Source organism: Acuticoccus kandeliae, assembly GCF_003073115.1.
On the sequence record NZ_QBBV01000002.1, the window covers coordinates 814,750 to 830,915 of the forward strand.

The 16,166-nt window shown below is 68.6% G+C and carries 17 protein-coding genes; 11 read left to right on the forward strand and 6 right to left on the reverse strand.

Annotation, left to right across the window (positions count from 1 at the left end; translation table 11 throughout):
- The first annotated feature begins 29 nt into the window (after positions 1-29).
- A complete protein-coding gene (locus tag DBV35_RS16435) occupies positions 30-506 on the forward strand; it encodes a TRAP transporter small permease subunit (RefSeq protein WP_157961799.1) in 477 nt (158 codons plus the stop codon).
- Positions 496-1,809 carry a TRAP transporter large permease gene (locus DBV35_RS16440; RefSeq protein WP_108661390.1) on the forward strand — a complete coding sequence of 438 codons (1,314 nt, stop codon included), beginning with the start codon at positions 496-498 and terminating at the stop codon, positions 1,807-1,809. Before DBV35_RS16435 ends, DBV35_RS16440 begins: the two co-directional genes overlap by 11 nt.
- A 24-nt stretch (positions 1,810-1,833) precedes the next feature.
- Here the strand turns inward: DBV35_RS16440 and DBV35_RS16445 are convergent, their stop codons facing one another.
- Positions 1,834-2,607 carry an SDR family NAD(P)-dependent oxidoreductase gene (locus tag DBV35_RS16445; protein WP_157961800.1) on the reverse strand — a complete coding sequence of 258 codons (774 nt, stop codon included), beginning with the start codon at positions 2,605-2,607 and terminating at the stop codon, positions 1,834-1,836.
- Positions 2,608-2,638: 31 nt separating this feature from the next.
- Positions 2,639-3,322 carry a glutathione S-transferase family protein gene (locus DBV35_RS16450; protein ID WP_108661392.1) on the reverse strand — a complete coding sequence of 228 codons (684 nt, stop codon included), beginning with the start codon at positions 3,320-3,322 and terminating at the stop codon, positions 2,639-2,641.
- A 572-nt stretch (positions 3,323-3,894) separates the two neighbouring features.
- Between DBV35_RS16450 and DBV35_RS16455 the strand changes: the two genes are divergently transcribed.
- From DBV35_RS16455 to DBV35_RS16485, 7 genes are all read left to right on the forward strand, one after another.
- Complete coding sequence (locus DBV35_RS16455) at positions 3,895-4,683, forward strand: glucose 1-dehydrogenase (RefSeq protein WP_108661393.1); 789 nt, start codon at positions 3,895-3,897, stop codon at positions 4,681-4,683.
- Between the two features lie 53 nt (positions 4,684-4,736).
- A complete protein-coding gene (locus DBV35_RS16460) occupies positions 4,737-5,528 on the forward strand; it encodes an HpcH/HpaI aldolase family protein (RefSeq protein WP_108661394.1) in 792 nt (263 codons plus the stop codon).
- A gap of 29 nt (positions 5,529-5,557) precedes the next feature.
- The gene (locus DBV35_RS16465; protein ID WP_108661395.1) at positions 5,558-6,529 is read left to right on the forward strand and encodes a DctP family TRAP transporter solute-binding subunit; all 972 of its coding nucleotides are present in this window, start codon (positions 5,558-5,560) and stop codon (positions 6,527-6,529) included.
- A 62-nt stretch (positions 6,530-6,591) separates the two neighbouring features.
- Complete coding sequence (locus DBV35_RS16470; protein WP_108661396.1) at positions 6,592-7,092, forward strand: TRAP transporter small permease; 501 nt, start codon at positions 6,592-6,594, stop codon at positions 7,090-7,092.
- Positions 7,086-8,348, forward strand: a complete 1,263-nt coding sequence (locus tag DBV35_RS16475; RefSeq protein WP_205648708.1) for a TRAP transporter large permease — start codon at positions 7,086-7,088, stop codon at positions 8,346-8,348. The genes DBV35_RS16470 and DBV35_RS16475 overlap by 7 nt, the downstream gene beginning before the upstream one ends.
- Positions 8,349-8,376: 28 nt before the next feature.
- The gene (locus DBV35_RS16480; RefSeq protein ID WP_108661397.1) at positions 8,377-10,059 is read left to right on the forward strand and encodes a dihydroxyacetone kinase family protein; all 1,683 of its coding nucleotides are present in this window, start codon (positions 8,377-8,379) and stop codon (positions 10,057-10,059) included.
- Between the two features lie 15 nt (positions 10,060-10,074).
- Complete coding sequence (locus DBV35_RS16485; RefSeq protein ID WP_108661398.1) at positions 10,075-10,833, forward strand: FadR/GntR family transcriptional regulator; 759 nt, start codon at positions 10,075-10,077, stop codon at positions 10,831-10,833.
- A 12-nt stretch (positions 10,834-10,845) separates the two neighbouring features.
- Here the strand turns inward: DBV35_RS16485 and DBV35_RS16490 are convergent, their stop codons facing one another.
- Both DBV35_RS16490 and hppD read right to left on the reverse strand, forming a co-directional pair.
- A complete protein-coding gene (locus DBV35_RS16490) occupies positions 10,846-11,208 on the reverse strand; it encodes a Rieske (2Fe-2S) protein (protein WP_108661399.1) in 363 nt (120 codons plus the stop codon).
- Between the two features lie 7 nt (positions 11,209-11,215).
- Entirely contained in the window at positions 11,216-12,328 is a 1,113-nt protein-coding gene (gene hppD / locus DBV35_RS16495) for a 4-hydroxyphenylpyruvate dioxygenase (protein ID WP_108661400.1), read from the reverse strand.
- Between the two features lie 116 nt (positions 12,329-12,444).
- On the opposite strand from hppD, the gene DBV35_RS16500 reads away from it, so the two are divergent.
- On the forward strand, positions 12,445-12,918 hold the full coding sequence (locus DBV35_RS16500) for an Lrp/AsnC family transcriptional regulator (RefSeq protein ID WP_108661401.1): 474 nt from the start codon (positions 12,445-12,447) through the stop codon (positions 12,916-12,918).
- Between the two features lie 92 nt (positions 12,919-13,010).
- Positions 13,011-14,897 (forward strand): M23 family metallopeptidase, encoded by a 1,887-nt coding sequence (locus tag DBV35_RS16505; RefSeq protein WP_157961801.1) that lies wholly within the window; start codon positions 13,011-13,013, stop codon positions 14,895-14,897.
- 7 nt (positions 14,898-14,904) lie between these two features.
- Here the strand turns inward: DBV35_RS16505 and DBV35_RS16510 are convergent, their stop codons facing one another.
- Positions 14,905-15,351 carry a MarR family winged helix-turn-helix transcriptional regulator gene (locus DBV35_RS16510; RefSeq protein ID WP_108661403.1) on the reverse strand — a complete coding sequence of 149 codons (447 nt, stop codon included), beginning with the start codon at positions 15,349-15,351 and terminating at the stop codon, positions 14,905-14,907.
- Positions 15,352-15,407: 56 nt separating this feature from the next.
- Positions 15,408-16,088: a DUF2270 domain-containing protein gene (locus tag DBV35_RS16515; RefSeq protein WP_108661404.1), complete on the reverse strand. Its 681-nt coding sequence runs from the start codon at positions 16,086-16,088 to the stop codon at positions 15,408-15,410.
- Positions 16,089-16,166 lie beyond the last annotated feature (78 nt).

A 16,166-nucleotide genomic window follows, 5' to 3' on the forward strand; every position in this document is an offset into this window, starting at 1 on the left:
CCCCGCGCGGGGCCGGCATCCGTGCCAGAATGACCCGCTTCAATCGCCTCCTCGGTGCGGCCTTCTCCTATGTCTACGCCGCCGTCGCGGTCCTCACCTTCGGCGAGGTCTGCGCCCGCTATCTCTTCAACTCGCCGACGCAATGGACGATCGAGATCGTCGTCCTCATCGCGGCGATGCACTATATGATCGCCGCGCCGCAGGCCTACGCCGATGACGGCCACATCCGCATCACCGCCCTCTACGACCGCCTTCCCCTCAGCGCCCAGAAGGGGCTGCGCATCTTCGAGCGCATCGTCGTCGCCTCCGTCGCGGGGATCGTCGGCTACTGGGCCTTGAAGCAGGCCGAATCGGCGATCGCGATCGGTGAGCGCACCGGCTCCAACTTCAACTCGCTGTCGCCGACGATCCTGAAGGTGACGCTCGTCGTCGCCCTCGGCCTCCTCCTCCTCCAGGCGCTGGTGCACCTGAAGCGCGAGCTCATCGGAGGGCGCGATGGGGCCTGAAGGCGCAACCCTCCTCGTCATCTCGCTCCTCGCGATCTTCATCGCGATCGGCATCCCGCTCGCCTTCGCGACCTTCGCGACCGCGATCATCAGCGGCATGACCCTCTTCGGCTTCAAGAGCGTCCTCCTGATCGCGAACCGGATCTACGACGCCTCGACCGGCTATATCCTCATCGCGGTGCCCCTCTTCATCATGATGGGCGTCCTCATGGAGAAAGGGGGAATCGCGGCGCAGCTCTTCCGCGTCCTCCACATCTGGTCGGCCCGGCTGCCGGGCGGCATGGCGGTCGGCTGCGTCTTCGCCGGCGCGGTGATGGCGGCGATGGTCGGCATCGTCGGCGCGGAGATCATCACGCTCGGCCTCGTCGCCCTCCCGGCCCTCCTCGCCCGCGGCTACGACAAGAAGCTGACGCTCGGCGTCATCTGCGCGAGCGGGTCGCTGGGGGCGATGATCCCGCCGAGCCTCGTCCTCGTCTTCTACGGGCTGATCGCGGGCGAATCGATCGCCCAGCTCTTCGCCGCGGCCCTCATCCCCGGCGTGCTGATGGCGATCTCCTACGCGACCTACATCGTGATCCGCGCCTCGCTCCAGCCCGAACTCGCGCCGCCTCCCGCGCAGGAAGAGCTCGACATGCCGCTGATCGAGAAGATCGCGCTGGTGCGCAGCCTCGCCCTCCCCGCCCTCATCATCCTCGGCGTGCTGGGGTCGATCTATTTCGGCATCGCGGCCCCGACCGAGGCCGCCGCCATCGGCGTCGCCGGCGCGCTGCTCGCGGTCATCGTGACGGGCTCGTTCCGGTGGCGCGACCTCCACGACACCGTGATCCAGACGGGGCGTGCGGTCGGCCCGGTGCTGTGGGTCTATTTCGGCGCCAACTCCCTCATCAGCATCTACTCGCTGTCGGGGGGCGTGCGTTACCTCACCGGCCTCATCCATGCCGTGCCGCTGCCGCCGCTCGGCGTGCTCGCGGTCATCGTCCTGATCCTCTTCCTGCTCGGGATGGTGATGGACTGGATCGGGATCGCGATCCTGACGATGCCGGTCTTCCTGCCGGTGGTGGAGGCGCTCGGCTACGACCCGGTCTGGTTCGGCGTCATCTTCTGCATCTCGATGCAGATCGCCTACCTCACCCCGCCGATCGGGGCCTCGGCCTTCTACCTGAAGAGCGTCGCCCCGCCGGACGTCAGCCTCGGGGAGATCTTCACCTCGATCTGGCCCTTTGTCGGGCTCCAGTTCGTGATCCTGGTGATCGTCATCGCCTTCCCGGACCTCGCCCTTTGGCTGCCGGCGCAGATGCGCTGAGCCGGCAGCCGGGGCGCGGCGGCCTCAGCGCAATTCGAGGAGGCCGCCATCGACGGGCAGGATCTGCCCTGTGATCCAGGCCGACCGGCTCGTCGCGAGGAAGAGGATGACCTCCGCGATCTCCTCCGGCGTGCACCAGCGCTTGAGGGGATAGCGGGCGATCACCTGCCCGAGGAGAGCCTCGAACTCGGCGTCGTCCTTCGCACGCGCCCGGAACTGGGATTCCGAGAGCGGCGTGCGGACCGCGCCGGGGGCGACGGCGTTCACCCGCACCCCGTGCTCGGCGAAATCGGCCGCGAGCTGGCGCGCGAGCGCCGCCACCGCGCCTTTCGACGCGGCATAGGCGGCGATCCCCTTCATGCCTGCGAGGGCGACGGTCGAGGCGGTGAAGACCAGCGTGCCCGCGCTCTTCACGAGGTGAGGCAACGCGTGCCGGGCGGTCAGGAACGCGCCGGTGGAGTTCACGTCCATCGCGCGCTGCCAGTTCGCGACCGAGACGGAGAGGATGCTCCCCTCCACCATGATCCCGGCGTTCGCGGCGACCGTGTCGATCCGCCCCGTCCAGGCGATCGCGGCCTCCACCATCGCCGCGACCGAGGCCTCGTCGGCGACGTCGACCGCCGCCGCGCGCGCCGCGAATCCGTCCTCGCGAAGGAGGGCGGCGACCGCCTCGGCGCCCTCTCCGTCACGGTCCGCGACCAGAACGGAGGCGCCGTCCTCAGCGAAGCGGCGCGCGGTCGCGCGGCCGATGCCGGATGCGGCGCCCGTCACCACCGCCGTCCGCTCCGAAAGCCTCATCGAATGGACGTCCATGTCTCGGAAAGGCGGCTCATGCGGGGTCGGGCGCGAACATCTGCGGGTACATGTGGCGCTTCGCGTCCTCGTCGAGCACGGGCTTGAAGGCGTGGCGCTCCATCAGCGCGCGCACCCGCGCGGCGGCGGGGCGCTCGTCGATCCAGTCCGTCAGCCGCTTAATATTGGGGAACTGCGCCATCGCGTTCGCGTCGTCGAACATGAAGGGGATGCGCGAGGCCCAGCCCCAGACGGCCATGTCGACGATGGTGTAGGTCTCGCCGAGCATGTACGGCCCCTCGGCGAGGCGGGCATCGACGATGCCCCAGTGGCGGCGCGCCTCGAAATCGTAGCGCTTGCGGCCATAGGTGCGGTCGCCGAGCGCGAAGTGGCGGAAATGAACCGCCTGGCCGGAATAGGGGCCGACGCCGGTCGCGACGAACATCAGCCATGAGAGCAGCGCGCCCCGGTGCCCGTCCGGCAGGAATTGCCCCGTTTTCTCCGCGAGATAGAGGAGGATCGCGTTGCTGTCGAAGACGGTCTCGCCGCCGTCCACGATCGCCGGGACCTTGGCGTTCGGGTTGATCGCCTTGTAGGCGGGCGTGTGCTGCTCGCCCTCGCGGGTGTCGACCGGCACCGCCTCATAGTCGAGGCCGGATTCCTCCAGGAAGAGGGCGACCTTCATCGGGTTCGGCGCGGTGTTGTAGTAGAATTTCAGCATTCCATCCCTCGCACCGTTCGCATGACGGCCGCGTCCCGTGCTGCGGATGGCGGCGGCGCATGACAATACGCCGCGATCGCCGACGCAAGGCGAAAAGCGGGGGTCAGAGCACTGGATTCACCGCGATCGTTGCCGCCACACGCATTTCCCACGGATCCGGTGGCGGAGCCGGAATCACCGGCGTCGCGAGCCGCCCTTGGCCACGCCCCGAGCGTGCCAACCGCCTTAGCACTGATCAAAAATCGGGCACACTCGCGGCGGGCCGCCGCAACCCCGCGAGTGGCGCGTGCGACGCGGGCGCGCACCTCGGGATGCGGCGCGGCCGACGTGCGGCGAGTCACGGATCAGCAAAAACGCCAGGAAACCCGCCGCCATTACTCGACCGAACGCCGCGACCGATGTGCATTCGGTGCACCGGTCGCCGCGGTTCCACTCGGGGCGCGCATCTTCTCCGCGGCCAATTCCCACAGAGCGGGCCGCTTGACACAAATCCATCATTTTGCCTAAACATCAGGTCATCAGATGAGCTGATGTCGGCACGCCGGCATCGATCTAGGAAACACCTCAGTCTTATGTCCGAAGCTTCGGAACGGCCGCGCACGGCGGTTGTGACCGGCGCGGCGACCGGGATCGGCCGCGCCATCGCCTTCCAGCTCCATCACGACGGCTACGCGGTCGCCATCAACGATATCGGCCGCGAAGGCGCCGAGAAGGTGGCCGCCGAGATCGTCGCGGCAGGAGGTCGCGCGTGCGCCGTCCCCGGCGATGTCAGCGACCCCGCCTTCGCCGACCAGATGATCGCCGACGCGGTCGAGGCGCTCGGGCCCCTCGCCGTCCTCGTCGCGAATGCCGGCATCAACATCATCAAGCCCTTCCTCGAATTCGAGGAGAAGGACCTGGAGCGGATCTTCCGGATCAACGTGTTCGGGGTGTTCTACTGCGTCCAGGCCGCGGCGCGCGTGATGATCGCGCAGGGCCAGGGCGGCAAGATCATCAACGCCGCCTCCGCCGGCGGCAAGCGCGGCTACGAGCTCCTCGGCGCCTATTCGGCCACGAAATTCGCGACCGTCAGCATCACGCAGACCGCCGCGCTCGAGTTCGCCAAGCACGGCATCACCGTCAATTCCTACTGCCCCGGCGCGATCGACACCGGCATGTGGGAGATGATCGACGAGACGATCGGCGGCATCAACAACGTCGCGCGCGGCGAGACGCTGAAGGCCCGCGTCGCGAAGATCCCGCTCGGCCGCGTCGGCTACCCGTCCGACGTCGCCCGCCTCGTCTCCTTCCTCGCCTCGGAGAAGGCCGACTACATGACCGGGCAGTCCCTGGTCGTCGACGGCGGCGTCATCCTCTCCTGACCCCTTCCCGCTTCCTGCGGAACGCCCTCCCCCAAAATCCAAGGACGAGATCGATGCATCTCAAGCAAAAGCTCGACAAGGCCGAGTTCGCCTACGGCACCTGGTCCCAGACCGGCAGCGAGGAAGTCCTCGAGATCCTCGGCTATTCCGGCCAGTTCGCCTTCACCATCATCGACACCGAGCATGGCTTCTACGACCTCGGCCACGCCGAGAACCTCGTGCGCGCGGCCGACGCCTCCGGCATCAGCCCGATCGTGCGCGTGACGACCAACGAGCCGCATCTCGTGACGAAAGCGCTCGATATCGGCGCGCAGGGCGTGCTCGTGCCGAACATCGCGACCGCGGAAGCGGCGCAGAAATTCGTCGCCGCCACCCGCTACGCCCCGCGCGGCAATCGCGGCGCCTGCCCGTTCGTGCGCTCCGGCCACCACCTCGTGACCGACTGGGCCGAGTATGCGACCCGCGCGAGCGAGGACGTCTTCACGATGGTGCTCGTGGAAGGCGCCGAGGGCTTCGAGAACCTCGAGGCGATCGCCAAGACCGAAGGCCTCGACGCGCTGATGATCGGCCCGATGGACCTCACCGTGTCGCTCGGCATCGGCGGCCAGCTCGATCACCCGCGCCTTCAGCAGTACATCATCGACGCCGTGAAGATCTGCGAAGCGAACAACGTCAAGTTCTTCCTTCCCAATTTCTTCCAGACCATCGAGAAGGCCACAAAGGCCACGATCGAATTCCGGAAGCTCGGCGTGAAGTACTTCACCGTCGGTTCCGACAAGCTGTTCCTGACTGCGTACATGAACCAGCAGCACGCCGCCCTGCGCGACGCGCTCGTCGCCGCCTGATCCCATCCACCAACCAGGGAGGAATAACCATGAACAAATTCTTCGCCCGCACCGCGATCGCCGGGCTCACCGTGCTCGGCGCGGTGTCGTTCGCCAACGCGGAGACGCTGCGCGTCGGCCACATCCTGTCCGAGGCGCACCCGACCCACGTCGCCCTCACCGAGATGGCCGAGGCGATGGAGGCCGAATCCAATGGCGACCTCACCATGGAGGTCTTCGCCAACGGCATCCTCGGCACCCACCTGGAGCTCATCAGCCAGGTGAAGGACGGCGCGCTCGATATGGCGCTGATCCCCGGCATCTCCCCCTTCCAGGGCCTCGACCCGCGCCTCGGCGTGGAGGAGATCCCCTTCCTCTTCGACAGCCACGAAGCCGCCTATGCGGCCGTCGACGGCCCCTTTGGTGACAAGGTCGCCGAGATCCTGACGGAGAAGGGCCTCCACACCCTCGCCTTCTGGGAAAACGGCTTCCGCAACTTCACCAACAATGTCCGTCCGATCGTCACCCCGGAGGACATGAAGGGCATTCGTTTCCGCAGCGACACCTCCAAGATGCGCCTCGCGATGTTCGAGGAGATGGGGGCGAGCGCGATCGGCATGTCGTTCGCCGAGCTCTTCACCGGCCTCCAGCAGGGCGTGGTCGACGGGCAGGAGAACCCGCTTTCGATCATCAACAGCGCAAAATTCTTCGAGGTGCAGGACTATCTCTCGCTCTCCGGCCACCTGTGGGGCGCGGCGGTCCTGATCATCAACTCGGCCGTCTATGACCGTCTCTCCGACGAGCAGAAGGCGCTCCTCACCAAGATGTCCGAGACGTATCGCGACCGCGAGCGGGAGATGATCGTCGCCGAGGACGAGCGCCTCGTGAAGGAGCTCGCCGACAAGGGCATGCAGGTCAACGAGGTCGACCGCGAGGCGATGCGGGCCGCGACCGCCGGCGTGCGCGACATCTACATCAAGGCCAACGGCGACGAGCTGCTGCGCCTCATCAACGGCGACTGAGGAAGGCCCGGGGCGCCGCTTCGCGCGGCGCCCCGAATCCGTCCCCGTTCACCGGAGCCCTCATGCCAAATATCCTGCGTTTCCTCACCCGCCCCATCGAGATCATCGTTGCCGCCTTGCTGCTCGCAATGGTGGCTGCTTTGCTTCTGGAGGTGGTGCTGCGGTTCACGACCCAGACCTCGCTGCCGTGGACCTCTGAGTTCGCGCGCTACGCGATGGTGTGGATCACCTTCCTCGGCGCGGCGCTCGCGATCCGCGACAGGGAGCACATCCAGGTCACCTTCTTCGTCATGCTCCTGCCGAAGGTCGGCCGCCGCGTCGCGCTCATCGCGATCGACATCGTCCTCCTCGCCTTCGTCGCCACCATGCTGCGCTACAGCGTCGGCATCGTGAAGACCGAGATGGCGATGCGCACCGCCGCGCTCGAGATCCCCTTCGGCCTCGTCGTCCTCGCCATGCCGATCGCGGGCGTCCTCATGATCATCTACCTCCTCGCCGACATCGGCGCGCTTCTGCGCGATGACGATGCGGCGCGCCCGAGCGAGGAGGCCGGCCCGTGCTGATCCTCTTCTTCGGCATTCTCCTCACCGCCATCCTCGTCGGCGTGCCGATCGGCTTCTCGATCGTCATCTCCGCGATGCTCTTCCTGATCCTCGACGGCTTCCCCGCGCCCGGCATCGTCATCCAGCGCATGGTCTCCGGGGTGGATTCCTTCCCCCTCCTCGCGCTGCCGATGTTCATTCTCGCCGGCAACCTCATGGCCTACGGGACGACGGACCGCCTGATGCGGCTCGCGAACGCCCTCCTCGGCCACGTGCGCGGCGGCCTCGCGATGTCCGCTGTCGCGGCCGCGACCTTCTTCTCCTCGATCTCCGGCTCGGGCGCGGCGACATGCGCGGCCGTCGGCTCCATCGTGCAGCCCGAGATGGCGAAGAAGGGCTACTCGAAGGGCTTCGCCGCCTCCGTCGTCGCGGGCGCGGGCTCGCTCGGCATCGTCATCCCGCCGAGCCTGCCGATGGTCATCTTCGGCGTCTCGGCGAGCGTTTCGATCGGTGACCTTTTCCTCGCCGGCATCCTGCCGGGCCTCGTCACCGCGCTGCTGCTCCTCATCTATTGCAGCTTCATGTCGCGCCGGCGCGGCTTCGCCTCCACCGAGCCGCGGCCCACGAGCGGCGAGCTCGTCGGGATCATCCGCGACAGCATCCTGCCGATGCTGATGCCCGTCATCATCCTCGGCGGCATTCTCCTCGGCGTGTTCACGCCGACCGAGTCGGCCGTCGTCGCCGTCGCCTACGCCTTCATCCTGTCGACGGTCGTCTACCGGGCGCTGAAGCCGCGCGACCTCTTCGGCGTCCTCCTGTCGTCGGCGAAGGGCAGCGCCGTCGTCCTCTTCGTGATCGCGGCGTCGAGCCCGTTCTCGTGGGTGATGGCGATGGAGCGGATCCCGCAGGCGCTCAGCAACATGATCCTCGCGATCGCGCCAAATCACTTCGTGGTGCTGCTCTTCCTCGTCGCCTTCATCCTGTTCCTCGGGACATTCATGGAGACGATCGCGATCATCGTGATCATGACGCCGATCTTCATGACGCTCGTGAACACGATCGGGATGGATCCGATCCATTTCGGCGTCGTCCTGATGCTGGGGCTCGCGATCGGCGGGGCGACGCCGCCACTGTCGGTTAACCTCTTCGTCACTGCGCGCATTGCCGGGATCACGATCGAGCAGAGCTTCCCCTACATTCTGCAGGTCGTCCTCGTGATGATCCTCGCCCTCGCGATCACCGTCGCGCTGCCCTTCCTGTCGACCTGGCCGCTCTGAGCGGCCGGGACGCGAGCTGGACACTCCCATGAAGAAACTCATCAACCGCCCGCAGGACGTCGTGCGCGAGACCCTCATGGGTCTCGCCGCGACGACGCCGCACCTCGTGCTTGCGCAGGATTACGACATCATCCTGCGCAGCGACCTCCCCGCCCCGGCCGAGCGCAAGGTCGCGCTCATCTCCGGCGGCGGCTCGGGGCACGAGCCGGCGCACGCGGGCTATGTCGGGCGCGGAATGCTGACGGCGGCGGTCGCGGGCGACGTCTTCACCTCGCCGGACGTCGATTCCATCCTCGCCGCCATCCGCGCCGTGACCGGGCCGGCGGGCGCGCTCCTCGTCGTCAAGAACTACACCGGCGACCGCCTCAATTTCGGCCTCGCCGCCGAGCTTGCCCGCCAGGAGGGGCTGCCGGTCGAGATCGTCGTCGTCGCCGACGACGTGTCGCTGCGCGAGACGATGCCCCGCGCGCGGTGGCGCGGGATCGCGGGGACGGTCTTCGTCCACAAGATCGCCGGTGCGGCGGCGGAGGCCGGCGCGGACCTTGCGAGCGTCGCGGCGCTCGCCCGCGCCGTCGCGGACAGCCTCGCCACCATGGGCGTCGGGCTCGGCTCCTGCATCGTGCCGGGGACTGGCGTCGCGAGCTTCACCCTTGCCCCCGGCGAGGTGGAATTCGGCCTCGGCATCCATGGCGAGGAAGGGGTGCGGCGCGCGGCGCTCGCCGATGCGGCGACGATCGTGCGCACCCTCGTCGACGCCGTGAGCGAGGGGATCCCCGCCTCCCCCGCCGCCCTCCTCGTCAACGGGCTCGGCGGCACGCCGCCGATGGAGCTGTCGCTCGTCGCGGGCCTCGCGGTCGCCGAGTTGCGCGCACGCGGGTTCGACATCATTCGCGCCTTCACCGGCAGCTTCATGACCGCGCTCGAAATGCCGGGCGTCTCCCTCACCCTCCTGCCGCTCGCGGCCGACTGGTCCGGCCACCTCGACGCCGCCACCGCCGCGTCCGCCTGGCCGGGCGCCGGCGCGGTGCCGGCAGAGCCGGCGACGGTCGCCCTCGGCGCGGTCAAGAGCGGCGCCGATGACGGCGCGCCCGCCGACCCCGCCCTCGTGGCGATCCTCCAATCCGTCATCGGCGCGCTCAACGCGGCGAAGGACGAGTTGACCGAGCTCGACGCCAAGGCCGGCGACGGTGATCTCGGCGTCAGCATGGCCCGCGCCGCGGCGGCTCTCGACGCGCTCCCGGCGAGCGCTGCGGCGACGCCCGGACGCCTCGCCGCGGCCGCGGCGGATGCGCTGCGCCGGGCGATCGGCGGCAGCTCCGGCCCGTTCTACGCCGTCGCCCTCCTGCGCGCGGCTGAGCGGCTCGGCGACAGCCCGACGCGGGCCGATATCGCCGACGCGCTCGCCGCCGCCGCCAGCGCCATCAGCGAACTCGGCGGGGCGAAACCCGGCGACCGCACGATGCTCGACGCGCTCGCCCCGGCGACCGACGGGCTGCGGTCGGCCCCGGACGGCGGCCCCGCGGCGCTCGCCCGCGCCACCGCCGACGCGGCGCGCGCCGGAGCGGAGGCGACGCGCACGATGAAGCCTGCCCTCGGGCGCGCGAGCTATCTCGGCGAGCGCGTGATCGGAACTCCTGATGGTGGCGCGGTGGCGGTTGCAATCTGGCTTGACGCCATTGCAAACGCCCTCGAAAGTCGGCAACGGACCTGAGGCGGAGGACGGCCAGTGCCCCAAGATCCGCTAGGGGCGCCGGCCCCCTTCCCCTGGTCGGCTTCGGTATCGGGCCTGCCACTCCCCGCGCACGCCGGAGGCGGCAAGATTTCGAAGAACGCAGACCTTCACCCGTTCGCGCAGCGCCTGATCAACGAAATCGTCTGGAAGATCTGCCGCAACGAGCTGCACCCCGGCGAGCAATTGCCCTCCATCGAGGAGATGGCCCGCATCTATGATGTCGGCCGCTCCACGATCCGCGAGGCGATCCGCTATATCGAATCGACGGGCCTCGTCTATTCGGCGCACGGGCGCGGCACCTTCGTGCTCGACTTCAACGATTCGGAGGGCGGGATCGCCTTCATCGACGAGATCGTCGACATGCGGAAGATGATCGAGCTGCACGCGACGCAGCTCGCCGTCCATCACCGCAGCGAGGCGCATCTGGAGCGGATGAACACGCTTCTCGACGAGATGCGCCGCACCACGGCGCACTTCCAGTATTTTATAGACGTCGACCGCGCCTTCCACGGCACCATCGTGGACGCGGCCGGCAACGCCTTCCTTCCGAGCATCTTCCGCAACATCAGCGGCGTCTACAACGCGATGCAGAACGCGCTCATCTACCTCGACCCGAAGGTGACGGACGCCTCGATCGTCCACCACCAGCAGATCCTCGACGCAATCGCCGCGCGGGACGAGGCGCTCGCGCTGCAATATACGGACGATCATCTGTCGATGATCTCCCGCCTCTTCCGCGCTTCGCTCGGCTGAAGGCGGCGCCGCTCAGTCGGCGATCCGCACCATCCCGTCCGCATCGATCGTGACCGGCACGCGGTCGAGCGCGCAGCCGAGGCCGAACCCGTCGACGCCTTCACCCGTCGCCGCGTCGAACGCGGCACCGTGGGAGGAGCAGAGGAGCCGGGTGCCGTCGGCCGACAGGAGGTTCGGCGCGCGATAGTCGAGCGGGAGATATTGGTGCGGGCAGGCATTGAGGTAGGCGGCGAGCCGCCCGCCCGCACGCACCAGGAGGATCGGGAAGGCGCCCCGCTCGCTCTCCACGAGGAGGCTCTTCGTCGTCGTCACCGCCTCCGCCGCGCAGACCGGGGTGCCCGGCGGCGGGGCGGAGGAAAGGTCCCGCCAGCTCACCCGCGCCCTACTCCGCCGGCTCAGCCTTCAGGACGCCGCGGCGGATCTGGTCCTCCTCGATCGATTCGAAGAGCGCCTTGAAGTTGCCCTCGCCGAACCCGTCATCGCCCTTGCGCTGGATGAACTCGAAGAAGATCGGGCCGATCACCGTCTTGGAGAAGATCTGGAGGAGGATCTTCGTGTGGCCGCCGCCGACGACGCCCTCCCCGTCGATCAGGATGCCGTGCCGCTTCATCCGCGCGATCGGCTCGTCATGGCCGTGCACGCGCTTGCGGCTCATCTCATAATAGACATCGGGCGGGCCGGGCATGAATTCGAGCCCGTTCGCGGCGAGCGCGTCGGTCGCGCCGTAGATGTCCTGCGTCCCGACCGCGATGTGCTGGATCCCCTCGCCCTTATATTCCTTCAGATACTCCTCGATCTGCGAGTTCTCGTCGGCCGACTCGTTGATCGGGATGCGGATCTTGCCGCACGGCGAGGTCAGAGCCCGGCTCGTGAGGCCAGTCATCTTGCCCTTGATGTCGAAATAGCGGATTTCGCGGAAGCCGAACGTGTCGTGGTAGAATTTGTACCAGGTGTCCATGTTCCCGCGCACGACATTGTGCGTGAGGTGGTCGATGAAATAGAAGCCGACCCCCTTCGGCTCCGGGTCCACCGCGCCGAGCCACTCGAACTCCTCGCCATAGGGGGAGCCCTTCTCGCCATAGGTGTCGACGAAATAGAGGAGCGAGCCGCCGATGCCGACGACCGCCGGGACGTCCAGCGTCTTGCCGGGGCCGGTATATTCCGTCGCGCCAAGCTCCAGCGCCCGCTTCAGCGCGTGTTCGGCGTCCACCACGCGCCACGCCATCGCCGGCGCGCACGGGCCGTGCGCCTCCACGAACTTGGCGGCGTGGCTGCCCGGCTCGCGGTTGAGCACGTAGTTGATGCGGCCCTGTCGGTAGAGGACGATGTCCTTCGTGCGGTGCCGCGCGACGGGCACGTAGCCCATCCGCTCGAACAGCACGGCGAGCTGTTCCGGATCCGGGTGGGCGAATTCCACGAACTCGAACCCGTCGGTGCCGGCGGGGTTCATCTTCGAAATCGTCGCCTTCGGCGCGTCGTGCGGGAACGGGCCCATCGGTGTCCTCCTCCATTCGAGCGGTTGGAGGATCGTGCATCGGCCATGCACGGTGTTTGCGTTTCACGCGATGGCGCGGCAGATTTCGCACGAACCATGCAGGAAAGCGGCCGCTTATGCACGCCCGTGACCTCGATCCCTTCGATCTCGCGATTTTGCGCGCGCTCCAGCGCGACGGCGCGCTCACCAATGCCGCACTCGCCGCGATCGTCCACCTGTCGCCGAGCCAGGTCTCCCGCCGGCGCGCCGCGCTGGAGGCGGACCGCTTCATCGAGGGGTATCGCGCCCGCATCAATGCCGGGATGCTTGGCTACGGGCTGCGGGCGATCACGCGCGTCAACCTCGCCGCCCATTCCGGCCGCACCGACGAGACCTTCGCCACCTTCGTGCGCGGCAAGCCGCAGGTGCGCGCCGCCTACTCCGTCTCGGGCGATGCGGACTATGTGCTCCACATCCACGTGCGCGACCTCGAGGCCTTCGCCGACTTCGTCCACCGCCACCTCCTCCCCCATCCGGACGTCAGCCACGTCCGCTCCGAGATCGTGCTGACGACGCTGAAGGAGGAGGACGGGCTGCCGCTCAGCGACTGACGGGCCCGCCGCGCGCCCGGATCGGCCACCCGTGGCCCGCCGGCCCGGCCCGTGATAGTCAGGAGGATCGAGACCAGCGTCAGAGGTCGTTTGTGAGACAAGACCCGCCGTGGCTCGGCGACGAGCCGCCTCTCGTGCCCGCGGACGTGGACCCGGCGCGATTTGGCGTTCGTCAGGTGCGGGTTCGCTGGGCTGTCGGCGCGGCGGTCACGCTCGTCACCTCGACCGCGCTGATGGCGGGCGCATTGCTCGCCGCGATGGCCGGGTCGAAAGCTTCGCCCGTCGTCGCGGAGGCGCCGCTCGCCGCCTTCCTCCATCCGGGCCGGGCCGCGCCGAAATCGGGCCTTGCCCTGCGCGCCGACGAGGAGACCCCGACGCGCCGGATGATCGAGGTCACGACCGAGACGCGGCGTGGCGATGAGCGCATCCTCGGCAAGCACCCCTACGCCCTCGTCGAGGCCAATCTCGAGCTCGACCGCGACCGGATCGGCGACATCCCGAAATTCGACCCCCGCATCGGAGCCGCCCCGCACGTCGCGGAGGCGGACGGCGCGCTCGACCGGATCGCCGCCAGCGAGGTCGACGGCGAGGTGACGATCACCATCTCAGACTTCCCCTCCGGCCCCGCTCTCCCCTTCGACGACGGCACCGCGCCACCGCTCGACACCGCCACCCCGCTGTCAGGCCCCACCGGCGCGCCCGACGGCCCGATCACCTCGAGCGGCGACCTCTTCTACGTGCCGCGCGCGGTCTATGTGCCGCCGAACGTCATCGTCGTGCCGGAGAATGTGTCGGCCATCGCGAAGTCGGACGAGGCGTTCGAGGAGGACGGCAACACCGTCGTGGAACTCCTCCAGGACGGCGACACGCTCGGCGACATCCTCCTCGGCAGCGGCGTCTCCGAGACGGAGGTCGACGCGATCCTCGCCATCCTCGGCAAGATCGGCGCGGCGGATGCGGCGCCGGGCGAAGTCGTGTCCGTGACCTTCCTCCCCGCCAGGGGCGAGGCGGAGGACGAGCACCGGCCGGTCGAGCGCCTCTCCCTCTTTGACGGCAAGACCCATGTCGCGACGGTCGCGCGCAACGATCGCGGCGGCTTCGTGCCGGGCGCGGCGCCGGCCGGACCCGCGCCCGACGCGCGCCTCCTGAAGGTCGAGGCCGCGCGGGAGGAGACACCGACGATCTATGAGAGCCTCTACCAGACCGGGCGCGATATCGCCCTCCCCGGCGAGGTTCTCGACACGCTCCTCGCCACCTTCGCGAACGAGGTGGATTTCGTCGCCCCGGTCCATCCCGGCGCGCGCCTCACCGTCCTCCACTCCGTGCCGGACGCGGGAGCGGCGTCGGGCGCGGCGGGGCACAGCGAGATCCTCTATGCCGCGCTGGAGGAGGCGGGGGTCGAGACGGCCTATTACCGGTTCAAGGATGCAGACGGCGCGGTCGACTATTATGACCGCGACGGGCGCACCGGGCGCAGCTTCCTAGTGAGGAAGCCGATGGAGCGCGGCATCGTCTCCTCCACCTTCGGACCGCGCCGCCACCCGATCTACCACACCGTGCGCAGCCACAACGGGGTCGACTATGCCGCCCCGCGCGGCACGCCCATCTATGCGGCGGGCGACGGGGTGGTGACGCAGGCCGGCTGGACGAAGGGCGGCTATGGCCGCAGCGTCACGATCCAGCATGCGGCCGGCTACGTGACCATCTACGGGCACCAGTCGCGCATCGCCGACGGGGTGCATCCGGGCCTCAAGGTCAGCCAGGGGGACGTGATCGGCTATGTCGGCTCCACCGGCTACTCGACCGGGCCGCATCTCCATTTCGAGATCCGGATCAAGGACCATCCGGTCAACCCGCTGAAGCTGAGGCTGCGGCGGGCGAAGGAATTGTCCGGCGACCGCCTCGCCGCCTTCCTGCGCGAGCGCGACCGGATCGACGATGTGCTTGCCCGCGAGCACGTGACGCTCGCGGCCCGCTGAGGGCGGCTCACCGGTCCGTCGGAAAGTTCGCGAGGCGCCGCAGGCACGCGCGCAACACCGCCTGCTCCTCCTCAGTGAATGGCGCGACGACAGCCGCATCGTACGTCCGCGCCGTGCCGCAGAGGTCGAGGAAGGCCGCCCGCCCCTTCGCCGTCAGCGACAGGCGCTCGTGGCGGCGGTCGTGCTCCATCTCCTCGCGGGTGAGGAAGCGGCGCGCCTCCAAGGCCGCCACCGCGCGCGACACCTTGGTCTTGTGGGTGCGCGCCCGCTCCGAGATCTCGCGCGCCGTCATCGGCCCGTAGCGGCCGAGATGGAAGAGAACGCGCCACTCGGTGCGCAGCATCCCGTAGCGCGCCTTGTAGACACTCGCGAAACCGGCCGCCGTCTCCTCCGCCGCGATGTTGAGGAGATAGGGCAGGAAGTCGTCGAGATCGAAGGGCGGCGCGTCGGGCATCCGCCTCCGTTACAGCGCGATAGTTACAGGTTCAACCATCGACGCGGCGCGCCGGCCTACCCCATGGCGGTGGAGTCCGCGCGGGCGGCGGCGCGGCGGCGGTCGTCGTTCCAGCTCCAATAGGCGACGCCGCCCCAGACCCCGCAATAGACAAGGCCGAGCGTCACGACGACGGCGCCCGAGAGCGGGCCGATGGTGGCGCGGTCCACGAACTCGGCGAAGGAGGTGACGGGCTGGGGGTGGACGAGGAGCTTGCCGCAATAGGCCGCGGTCTGGATGAGGAGAATCCAGAAATAGTTGCGCCGGATGCGTCGCCCGATCGAGACCATCAGCGACACGTGATAGCGCGGGTGCCAGTAGTCGTTGGCGAGCGTGTTCTGCCAGCCCTCTTCTAGATGGACGTCCCCGTCGACGAGCATCGGGGCGAAGAAGTGCTTCTCCATCCACCGGCAGCGCGCGCGCCAGACGTTGAAATAGCGGTAGCGCCGCGCCTCCAGCACCAGGAAGAAGTGGATGAGGATGCCGACGAGGATCAGCGGCAGCGCCGACGCCTCGGGCGAGGCGAAGGTGATCGAGAGCGCCACCCCCAGCGTGACGACGGCCCAGTTCGTGGTCGTGTCGAGGCGGGTGCGCCATACGGTCGAGCGGTAGACCTCGCCGCGATAAAGGTGCGCGAGAGCGCCGATCTCGGCGGCGTTGAGGTCCCTGCGCGTCCCCTCCGGCACGCCTTCGGCCATCGCTCCCTCCAGCCGGCTGCCCGACTTTCTCCGCAAGGCTAGCGCGCTTGCCGCTCAGGTTGGACCAACCTGAGCGAA